The organism is Roseburia inulinivorans DSM 16841, assembly GCF_000174195.1.
GTDB classification, from domain to species: Bacteria; Bacillota; Clostridia; order Lachnospirales; family Lachnospiraceae; genus Roseburia; species Roseburia inulinivorans.
This window is the reverse complement of the sequence record NZ_ACFY01000148.1, coordinates 1-10380: the sequence shown is the minus strand read 5'-3', so window position 1 is coordinate 10380 and position 10380 is coordinate 1. Positions and strand designations below refer to the sequence as shown.

The following is a 10380-nucleotide window of genomic DNA, read 5'->3' as shown; positions in this document are numbered from 1 at the left end:
ATCATAGCACTGATCCATCTCCTGATTCATGCGGATTTGCCCGCTCAGATCCCGTTTTATATCGGACAGCCCGAGGATATAGTCAGTGGTAACATTAAAATACCTTGCCATGCTGATAAGCAGGTCTGTGGAGATGGCACATGTGTCTTTTTCCATCTTGCTTACCGCCTGCTGGGTGGTGTTGATTATAGTCCCAAGGGCTTCCTGTGACATGTTGTGTCTCCTGCGGAGCTCACGGATACGGTTCTCAGTCATAATTGTGATATCCTTTCTAATAACTATTTTACATAATTATTAGGAGTTTACTCACAACTGTATAATGTAAATAGTTTACCAATTCCCGTATATTCTTCCCTTATTTCCATTTCCTATCATCACAGACAATACATAATATTCTTCACACTTTTCTCAGTAATCTTCTTATGATATTTAAAAGTGAATCTTCATCAGAACTCTTTTTAGCACTTTCGTATTGTAATAATCAAAAAGGACTGACTCATATCTCTTCCCATTTACAATTTCATTATTCATATCATTTTCATCCATATCTAAATAGTGTCTGCTGATTAAGCAGATATCTACGACTTCCAACTCTTACATCTGCTCCGGTCATACCAGAATCGGAACAAATGCAAAAAGCACAAAGTATTCGCCTCTGGATTCTGAACAGATTCGTCACGAATACAGATCATGCGATAGAAGTCAACTGCGTTTCTTCCAGTTTTGTGGTAATGCAGTTCATACCATAACAGCGTTTGCTCAGACTAAGAGTGCGCTCCACTTCGATTCTATCGATATTATGCTGGTACTCTTGTTTTTCAGCCTGTGCTGTGGCGTTTGGTCTGCCCAGCTTTGGACCTGATAACCGAATCCCTTGCTCCTTGCAATAACTTCTGTTTTTCCTGGTCCAGTATATCTGATCTGCCAGGAATCGTTCCAGATAATAACCGGTACGCTCTTTGAAACGTTCGATTGCTTCTATCAGGCAACCACTCTCGTTATATGCCGCGAACGATATTTTTTCGATACGCCCATAACCTTCGCTGTTAGGACTGAGATCAAATTTTGCACCCAATTCAACAGTTGCTTGACCTTCCCTCTGGCAATCGGTCGAAGCCATAGTTGCAAAATACTTACAATGCGATGCTCCACAGAATGGACTCTGTTCTCATACATATACTGTTGCTGCTCATACAGCTTGATGATGGTAAGATATAAGCTGATATCCTTACCCGTCATGGTGTATCCATCACTCATGAACTGTTCCAGATACCGGAGATCCCTTTTCACATATGCAAGCTATCTTCGGATATTCTTTGCCGTGTGCTTTCTGCTTCTGGCAAATGCAAGATACTCTTTTCTGGCACGTTTGCGGTATCTTCTGGGCAGCTTAAGTATGATACAACATCATTGTGATGTAGGATGCTGATTATCTGAGGTTTACACAGCAAGAGTAAGAATTATGTTCCCAGTATGAAAACCTTAATTTACCGGATGACCAGCGAAAAGTAATAATCCACTGAATCGAAGCCATACACCACAAAACGAAGCCTATACCACAGTTGTTTTCCTTATAGCGTTACAGTGCTATTTTTCACTAATCCTAAAATTTGCAAACTCGAAATAAAAAATGCCACACAACGTAAAACGCCAGCAGAAAATCAGTACGATAACTCTTGCTGGCTTTTACTAAACCCTTATTCTAATAGTTGTTTTACATATTTTGCTTTATTCAAAATACTCTCCTCAGAAAAAAACATATTTGGAATTTTTAACTCTTCTTCGTCAGCAGAAAATCTACCTACCATTTCACACAAATCTCCAAACTCTTTATTTTCTAGTTCAGACAACTGCTCATAGTCAACCTCTAAATCATATATTCTTGTAAATTCTGAACAAAATATCTTAACCTGATATGAGCCATCTAAAACTCCATTAATCAGATAATATAACTGCTCTTTTTCTGTAAAGATGACCTCACCTCCTGCCAGTTCTGTTTTTTCCGGGAAACAAGCAGCTCCCTTCCTTCATATGTTACCCTGTCCCCCAGCGACAGGCTTGTCCTCGTAACAACATCATAACAAATGAAATCTTCCCTATCAACAAGGCATTTTCCACTGACTGCATAATATCTCCCATCAAAACAGAGATCACAGGAAATGATTTCTCCCAATTCCCTTTTTTCACCTTCCGGCAATCCAAGGTAAAAGCGGGGATAATAATAGCTGGTATCCGGCACTAATGGAAGCCCAAGCTGGGACGCCATTCTTTTCAGAAATCTCCAGTCTGTTTCCTGATACTGTATCAGCGTCCCTCCGGTTCGCATGTCGCTCCCCGGCAGTATGCAGGCGCTGTGATCGGTATCGGCTGTTACGGCACTGGCAATCCCCATATAAGTCTGTACTTTTTTCTGAAATACCCGGTTACTTTTTTTCTGATCTAAAAGAATTGTTCCTGACACAGCCTGTATGTCTGCAATCCTGTATCCTCTTTCTTCTTTGATTTCCACCTTTCCGGATATCCTGCATCTGTCAAGACTGGGACAAAAAAATTTTATTTTTTTCTGTACATATTCTATCAAACCCTTACTGATTTTTAAAGTACAGAATAGTTTATTACTATTAACCTTTTCGTTATTACCCATAGAAGAAGCCAGCAGCTTTTTCACTACTGGCTTTCTATATTACTCATTTTGTTTACTACACTGCATTTCGGATAAAGTTCTCACCCTTAAACACAACTTCTATATCTTTGTCGTTGTAAATGAGCACCTTATCAATTATGTTTGAAAGTACATCTCCGTCATACTGCTCCAGCATACTATACTGGGTTAGCTGTTCTATCTTCTCCTCTGCGTCAGGCTCCTGATTTGCAACTTTCTCCTGCAAATCTGATATCTGATTCTCCAGATCAGCTAACAGCTCTTGGTTTGTTTTTCTTAACTGCACATATTCTTCTTTTGTGTACTTTCCCTCTCTGTATGACTGATAACAAGAAACTGTGCTGTTTGATATTCTGTCATACTCCGCTTTAAGCTCACTAATCAAATACTCATCGCTTGTCACCTTCCTTTTATCCTTTGATGCCTTTTTAAGTTCTTCTTCCTGTATAAGTGTTCTACAGATTTCCTTTGTGATTTCCAGCACCTTGTCCTGTGCTTCTGACTTCAGCATAAAAATCTGCTGACATTCGCCAGTCCTTACCATCCTGCGTTTTGGACAGAGGAGCTTCGGTGTACATACTGCACTGGAATTCATCAGCTTTCTCCCACAATAGGGGCAGATAAAAAGATTTTTCTTACGTTTCTTTGTACTCTTTTCAATCCCTCTGGCTTCAACCCGTAGCATTTTATTGACTTCATCAAACATTTCATCGCTTACTATTCTTGGTATTGCACCTTCTACAACAGACCAGTCCTCTTTATTTCGTTTGCGAACCTTCTTATTATCTCCAAAACCAACAGTTTCACATTTATTCTGGATCATTATTCCTTTGTACTGCTCATTCTGGACAATCGCTATAACTTCTGAATTATCCCACATATAATCCCCTTTATTATGAACCGGAACATAATTGATTCCATTCTTCCACTGGTTTTGAACTCTTGTCGGGATTTTTCTCTCATTTAATATGCGGGCAACCTCACTTGCATTATATCCTGCAATGATCAGTGAAAATATCTCCACAACAACCTTTGCAGCTTCTTCATCTATTATCAGCTTATGCTTATCGTCTGGATCTTTCTTGTATCCATAGCAGACAAATGATGCCGTGTATTCGCCGCTCAGATTTCTTGTCCTTCTGGCACTCTTTACCTTTCTTGATAAATCCATACTGTAAAGCTGGTAAATCAGATTCTTATAAGCTACATCCATTCCTCCGGTAACACCAAAGTTTCTGTCACTGTCATAATTATCGTTGACAGAAATAAACCTCATTCCCATTGCAGGGAATACAAACTCCAGATAGTTGCCTACTTCAAGGTAATCCCTTCCAAATCGTGAAAAGTCTTTTACTATGATACATTCAAATCTTCCAAGCTCTGCGTCCTGTATGAGCCTTTGGAATTCTGCCCTGTTATTGAACATTGTTCCCGAATATCCGTCATCAAAGTATTCCAGTACCTCAAAACCTGCAAATTCCTCTGTTTTCTTGATATACGCATACAAGAGTTTTCTCTGTCCTGTAATACTGTTACTTTCGTCTTTTGTTCCTTCTTTTACCTCCTCATCCGCATCCGAGAGACGGATATAAAAGGCTAATTTTCTTTTCTCAGCCATTATCCTGCCTCTCTTTCCATATTCAGTTCTGCGAATTTTTTCAGTTCATCTTCATAGTTCAAAACGATCTCAAGATTCTTGTTTTCGTATATGCGTACCTGTGCAACAAACAAATCGACCATTTCCTGCGTCAACTTGCGTTTTCCTTTAAAACGGAGCATTTCAGCTTTTAACTGGGCAACGGTCTTTTCAGCACTTTCATACTGACTTGCCGCCTGCCTGTATTCATCAGCCTGTATCTTCAATTTCTCAATACGCTGTGAATACTCCCTGTTCAGTTGCAGATATTCCTTTTCATCAAGCAAATCTTCCGTGTAATCAGCATACAGACCGCTCTTTAATTCCATAAGTCTGTCCATTTCCTTGACACACTTATTCACAGCTTCCGTATATACCTGTTCCTGTCTGATTACACTGCTGTCATTGTGATGTTCCTTTAATATTTTTTCCCTGTCAATAAAGACCTGTATCTGCTCCTTTATAACAGCAAGCACCGCTGCATATATATCGTCTACCTTTACAGGCAGGCAGTTGCAACTGTCCTTTCCATATCTTTTTCTATGCGTACACATATAAACCTTTCCATATTTCTCAGGGTGGATATGGATACTGCTTCCACAACAGCCGCAGGTGATTTTGCCTTTCAGCATATTCACGGTCTGCTTTTTTGCTGGCTTTATTACCTTTCTTTTGTTCTTCTGCACCGCATAGAACTGTTCCTTTGTGATAAGTGCAATATGATGATTTTCAAAAACATACCACTCATCTTTATTGGTAGTATGCCTCTTTTCGTGTCTGTACAAGCATACCCTGTCTTTACCTGTCACATATCTTCCAATATAGACTTCATTCTTTAAAATCTGTGACAATGTATCAACAGTCCACTTAACTCCACGCAGCTTTTCAAGTTTCTCTATATTATGCCTTACTTTGTACTGGGCAGGTGTAAGGATATGCTTCGCATTCAGTTCTGCCGCTATCACAGAATGCAGTGTACCTTTTTCTGCCTCATTAAAAATCCACCTTACAACATCTGCGGCTTCCTTATCCTCAACCATTACCCTGACTTTGTTTTCATCAAGAACCACCTTATACCCATAAGTCACTCTGCCAACTGGAATACCTTTTTCCATCGCTTCCTGCTTACTGGAAGATATTTTCTTTGAAATATCCTTAGCATACAGATCATTGGCTATATTCGTGACCGCAACCATAAGGTCTGCGTCTTTCTTTGAGGAATCATAATTATCCGTAATCGCTACAAAGCGGATATTCATCATCGGGAATACACGCTCTACCAGATTGCCCGTTTCAATGTAATCTCTACCCAAGCGGGACAAATCCTTTACGACAATGCAGTTGATCCTTCCTGCCCTCATATCTGACATCATACGCTCAAATTCCGGTCTGTCGAATGTTGTACCGGAAATTTCATCATCCATATAGATGTCATGGATTTCCATATCCATCTGCTGATCCACAAAGTTCTTAATGAGATTTCTCTGATTGATCAGGGTTTTTCTGTCTCTCGTTTCATCTTTTTCCGCAGACAATCTCACATATATGGCAGTTTTATACACTTTGGATAATACATTCAGTGTATCCGGTGATTGTTTCGGCTGTGTTCTTGACTTCCTTGCCATTTAGACCACCAGCCTTTCCGTATCCTGCTGTTTTTCCAGCTCCCCGGCTCTTGCAACGATTTTCCTGTATTCATCGTCACAATCCAGTACGATTTCTATATCACCGCCCTCATATACCTTTACGGACTGTATAAGGCTCACTACCACATTACGGGTAAGAGAAGGCATTGTTTTCCATTTCCTGTGTTCTTCCAGCCACTCGGTATCTCTTTCAATTCCGGCAGCAATGTTTTCTGCTTCTTTCTGTAACCTGTCGATTGCCTTTTCCGCTTCAGACCTTTTTACTTCAAAGCTCTCCTTGATAATCGCAAAGTCTGATTTATCAACGATTCCATCTTTGTAGTCCTCATAAAGTGAAACAAGCATCTGATTATATTTGGTTATCTCTTTCTCTTTTGCACTGATCCTCTCTTTTGTCTTTTTCTGGTCTATTCTGAAATTGGCATTGTTGCCAGCTTCCTTTATCACTTCATCAGCGTCCAGAAGTGTTGCTGTCATTTCCCTCAAGGTATCAAATACACGGCTTTCCAAGTCTGCCTCTTTTATCCTGTGGGAGCTGCACTTCTTATTCTTCTTGTTATTGGAACACATATAGTAAACATACTTTTTCCCATTTACCGTAGACACCTTTCGTGTCATAAGTGCTCCACAATCGGCACATACTGCTATTCCGGATAAAAGATAGATAGAGTCTTTCCCCGGTGCCATTCTCATATCCACTGACAACAGACGCTGTACAATCTGGAATGTTCTTAAAGATACCAGTGCCTCGTGATTGTTGTGGCATACTGCCCATTTCTCCTGTGGCTTTAATATCCTTGTTTTAACCTTATGGTTAGGTGTTGTGATTTTGCCCTGTACAAGCGTTCCTGTATAAATAATATTCGTTGCAATACGCCTTACAGCAACAGGAGTCCACAACAGCTCGTCTTTCTTCTGAAATGCTGTCTTATAATTCTCTCCCTTGCTGAGCTTATATGCCATAGGTGAGAGAATACCAAGAGCATTCAGCTTGTCACTTATGGCATCAAGGCTCATTCCGTTCTTTATCCAGTGGAAAATATCCTGAACCACCGGACCAGCATATTCGTCAGGAACAATCACATTATGGTCAATCTCAGATTTCTTGTAGCCATAGACACAGTAATTTCCTACAAATTCTCCGTTCTGTCTCTTTGTTTCAAGGTGGCTTCGGATTTTTATGGAAATATCCCTGCAATAAGCGTCATTGATAAGATTCTTAAACGGAATGATTATCTCGTTTCCCTGTGCCTGTGTATCTGCACTGTCATAGGCATCATTGATCGCTATAAATCGTATCCCCATTGCAGGAAACATCCGCTCAATGTATCTCCCTGCGTCGATATACTCTCTTGCAAACCTCGAAAGATCTTTTACAACGATACAGTCTATAATACCGTCTTTCACATCCTGCATCATAAGTTTAAATGCCGGACGGTCAAAAGTTGCCCCTGAATAGCCGTCATCCTCACGGATTGATACTATTTCAATATCTTCTTTGTCTTTTAAATAATTAAGTATCAGGGATTTCTGATTTGAGATACTGTTACTTTCAGCTTTTCTCACATCATCAAGATCGCCATCTTCCTTAGATAATCTAACATAGATGGCTGCTCTGTAAATTCTTTTAGAATTGTTCATGTCCACCACTCCTTCGATTTTCTAAGTTAGAAGTCCCAAATCAAGAGGAATGGAAACATAAATATGAAATTGATACCCTTTCGGGTTAGATGTCCTTATTTGTCTGTAATGATATCACAAATCCATCTGAATTTCCACCCCTAATTTTGGCTGACTGCTCTATACATTGGCAAGCATAGCAATATAATTGTCTTTCAGGCTTTCCCCGTTATCAGAAAATGAAATCTTAATTTTGCTCTTTCCTGATCTGCGGAAATACGGATTACCTGTCTTTGCAATCATTCCCGCAACCTTCTTTTCCACAGGCATTCCGTCAGCGTACTTTATGCTGTTTACTTCCACCAATGTATCAATATCCACATCTTCTAATCTCTGTGCCGATATTTTGTCCAACTGTTCAACTGTCATCCTATCCCTCCAATCAAATTAAGCCACCAGATATGCTGACGGCTATGTAACACCGGAGCTTTCGCCCCGGCTGGAATTTATGCGATTGGATTATTATGTTTTGTACTCATACCCAACTGGATCTGCATACCTTTTGTTATCTGTCTTAACTGGTTTTTGCTTACTTTCCCGATTTTTTCTATCAGGTCCGTATCTTTCACATCACATAACTGCTCACACTGAGCGATACTGTTCGTTCTTAATCCAACAGCCTTAAACGAACTGATAAAAATATGTGTTGGCAGATATGTCTTTTTATGAATCTTACTTGTAAGCGGTACTGCATGGAATACCGTGCTATGTCTGTTTGCACTGTCATTGCTCACAATCACTACTGGTCTGATACCGTGCAGCTTGTGGTCATTCTCATCTTCCGGTACTCCAAAATCAACCATCCAGATATCGCCCCGTCTTATTTCACTCATAATATTCACTTCCTTGTCTGTCAACTGGTATTTCCTGCCCACGGATATATTCGACAGCTTCCTGTTCCGTAGGGCAGGCAACAACTCTGTCTCCTTTCCCATCAAACACCACGGTTTCTGATGAAAATGTCACTATGCTTAATTCCTTTTTATCCGGCATTATCCTCCTCAAACGAGATGAGAGCAGGTTCATAGCCCCTGCTCTCGTCATTAATACTGATACCGTGCTCCGCTGCAAGCTCCATAATACCCTTTACCACATCTTTGTCCGATGAAATATCATAGATACTGCTTACCAGAATACTGATAATGGAATCTCTTTCGATATAAAATTTAAGTCTTTCCACAGACTTCGTATCTTTAAAGATTGTTTCTACAATCTCAAAATCCGCTTTCTTAGCATATGCTTCTATCCTGTCTGCGGCTCTGTCGGCATTCCTGCCTACACAGATAACACAACACTTACTCATAAAACCTCCTATCTGTTGGCTCTGAGACGTCTGAAAAATACTGCCATAAAATCAGCAAGTGAAACAATGCCGTTATCTTCCTTTTGCCCTGCCTGCTCCATCTTCTGATAATATCCAGCCATATCATCGTTTGCTGTCTCAACCGTAATGCCATGCTCTCCAAGCATAATGATGTTATCCATAATTGTTTCTTCACAATCGCCCACCATATCACTCATAAAAGTAACAACCACATCAACATCTTCTACTTCTGCCATACCGACAAAGGCAAACTTCATAGGAAATGTCATTCCCTCCGGTCTTGCGTTCTCTGAAATAACTGCAACCACCTCATATCCATTCACAGCGCAATACTCCTCAAGAACCTGCATTACCATCTGATCCGCTGCCTCATTTCCTGTTGCTCCAAAATATATAACTGCTTTATTCATTTTAAAATCTCCATTCCTGTTTTTATTTTGATTTGATATCCTGTGCACACTTTATCTCCTCACATAAACTGACCTGCCAATGCTCTCTGCACTTATAAGCCCCGTTGTTGTCTGCTGGTTACTGCAAATCAGTTTGTGTGGGAAGATAAAATACTATCTTCCCGGTTTCTCAACCTTCCCCGTATCGGGTAACATATCCTTTGCCAGCCACAAACACTTCGTAGTTTCCTGCCCATCTGGACTTACGAAAGTAGCCACTCTCTGAAAATGCATTTCGCTGAAATTCAGGTGCACTTATTATCTCATTACCTCCGGCTGCTAACCCGGTAGGCACAACCCTCTGCTCTTATCCTTAAAGGCTCCTGCTGTTACGTTTCTCATAATCGGCTACAGCTCTGAGGATAGTCATCGCACGAAATGGGATTCTGCCACCCTGTCATAGACAAGGCGATATAAGCTCGTGGAATATGCGTGTCCTATTCTGTTTTCAATATTCAACGGTTCTTTTCTCAGAACCTGAACAGAGTATAACTGACACCACGCATCTTCTACAGTAACCGACACTCTTTTGAACTAAGAGTAACACTCCCACCTGTTCCAAATCCTTATAAAAAAAGCCGGACTGCATCATCAAAAATGCAATCCGACTTTTTTATTCTGTCAGAAGTTTCATATTGTCAACGGCATTTAATACCATATTCCGGATAAACTGTACTTCCTTCTCCTTCAGACCAACCAGCAGATCATCGACTTCTACCTTTCTTTCACACCCACACACAAGATAATCCAACGTTATATGAAACAATTCAGCAATACTAATCAGCGTATCTATTTTTGCTCCATTTACACCAGCTTCAATTTTCCGCAGAGCGTCCACTGACAATCCAATCTGCTCGGCAAGCTGCTGTCTTGTCATTCTTCTTGCCGCACGCAACTCTTTTATTCTTTCTCCACTATTAACAATATCGTAGTACACCTTCCACTCTTTTCCGGCACCTTATATATTTGCTTAAGCTATATTT

12 protein-coding genes and 1 pseudogene are annotated in these 10380 nt (G+C 40.3%); all 13 read right to left on the bottom strand.

What is annotated here, in order from left to right; translation table 11 throughout:
* Nucleotides 1–255 (bottom strand): helix-turn-helix transcriptional regulator (locus tag ROSEINA2194_RS15470; RefSeq protein ID WP_044928447.1); only part of this gene is annotated, 255 nt, incomplete at its 3' end.
* A gap of 436 nt (nucleotides 256–691) precedes the next feature.
* Nucleotides 692–1386, bottom strand: a pseudogene (locus tag ROSEINA2194_RS15465) (transposase); the annotation flags it as partial.
* A 311-nt stretch (nucleotides 1387–1697) separates the two neighbouring features.
* Nucleotides 1698–1850, bottom strand: coding sequence for a hypothetical protein (locus ROSEINA2194_RS21325; protein ID WP_007889534.1), 153 nt, complete (start codon nucleotides 1848–1850; stop codon nucleotides 1698–1700).
* Nucleotides 1851–1939: 89 nt separating this feature from the next.
* Complete coding sequence (locus ROSEINA2194_RS15460; protein WP_172727141.1) at nucleotides 1940–2509, bottom strand: hypothetical protein; 570 nt, start codon at nucleotides 2507–2509, stop codon at nucleotides 1940–1942.
* 190 nt (nucleotides 2510–2699) lie between these two features.
* Nucleotides 2700–4280, bottom strand: a complete 1581-nt coding sequence (locus ROSEINA2194_RS15455) for a recombinase family protein (RefSeq protein WP_007889532.1) — start codon at nucleotides 4278–4280, stop codon at nucleotides 2700–2702.
* Nucleotides 4280–5923, bottom strand: coding sequence for a recombinase family protein (locus ROSEINA2194_RS15450; protein ID WP_007889530.1), 1644 nt, complete (start codon nucleotides 5921–5923; stop codon nucleotides 4280–4282). Before ROSEINA2194_RS15450 ends, ROSEINA2194_RS15455 begins: the two co-directional genes overlap by 1 nt.
* Nucleotides 5924–7585, bottom strand: a complete 1662-nt coding sequence (locus tag ROSEINA2194_RS15445) for a recombinase family protein (protein ID WP_007889527.1) — start codon at nucleotides 7583–7585, stop codon at nucleotides 5924–5926.
* A gap of 159 nt (nucleotides 7586–7744) precedes the next feature.
* A complete protein-coding gene (locus ROSEINA2194_RS15440) occupies nucleotides 7745–7993 on the bottom strand; it encodes a DUF6870 family protein (RefSeq protein WP_005602804.1) in 249 nt (82 codons plus the stop codon).
* 77 nt (nucleotides 7994–8070) lie between these two features.
* A complete protein-coding gene (locus ROSEINA2194_RS15435) occupies nucleotides 8071–8457 on the bottom strand; it encodes a type II toxin-antitoxin system PemK/MazF family toxin (protein ID WP_005602806.1) in 387 nt (128 codons plus the stop codon).
* A complete protein-coding gene (locus ROSEINA2194_RS21320; protein ID WP_005602807.1) occupies nucleotides 8450–8617 on the bottom strand; it encodes a hypothetical protein in 168 nt (55 codons plus the stop codon). Before ROSEINA2194_RS21320 ends, ROSEINA2194_RS15435 begins: the two co-directional genes overlap by 8 nt.
* Entirely contained in the window at nucleotides 8607–8927 is a 321-nt protein-coding gene (locus ROSEINA2194_RS15430) for a hypothetical protein (RefSeq protein WP_007889524.1), read from the bottom strand. Before ROSEINA2194_RS15430 ends, ROSEINA2194_RS21320 begins: the two co-directional genes overlap by 11 nt.
* A gap of 8 nt (nucleotides 8928–8935) precedes the next feature.
* Nucleotides 8936–9358, bottom strand: a complete 423-nt coding sequence (locus ROSEINA2194_RS15425; RefSeq protein WP_014081249.1) for a hypothetical protein — start codon at nucleotides 9356–9358, stop codon at nucleotides 8936–8938.
* 652 nt (nucleotides 9359–10010) lie between these two features.
* Nucleotides 10011–10334 carry a helix-turn-helix domain-containing protein gene (locus tag ROSEINA2194_RS15420; protein ID WP_007889517.1) on the bottom strand — a complete coding sequence of 108 codons (324 nt, stop codon included), beginning with the start codon at nucleotides 10332–10334 and terminating at the stop codon, nucleotides 10011–10013.
* Nucleotides 10335–10380 lie beyond the last annotated feature (46 nt).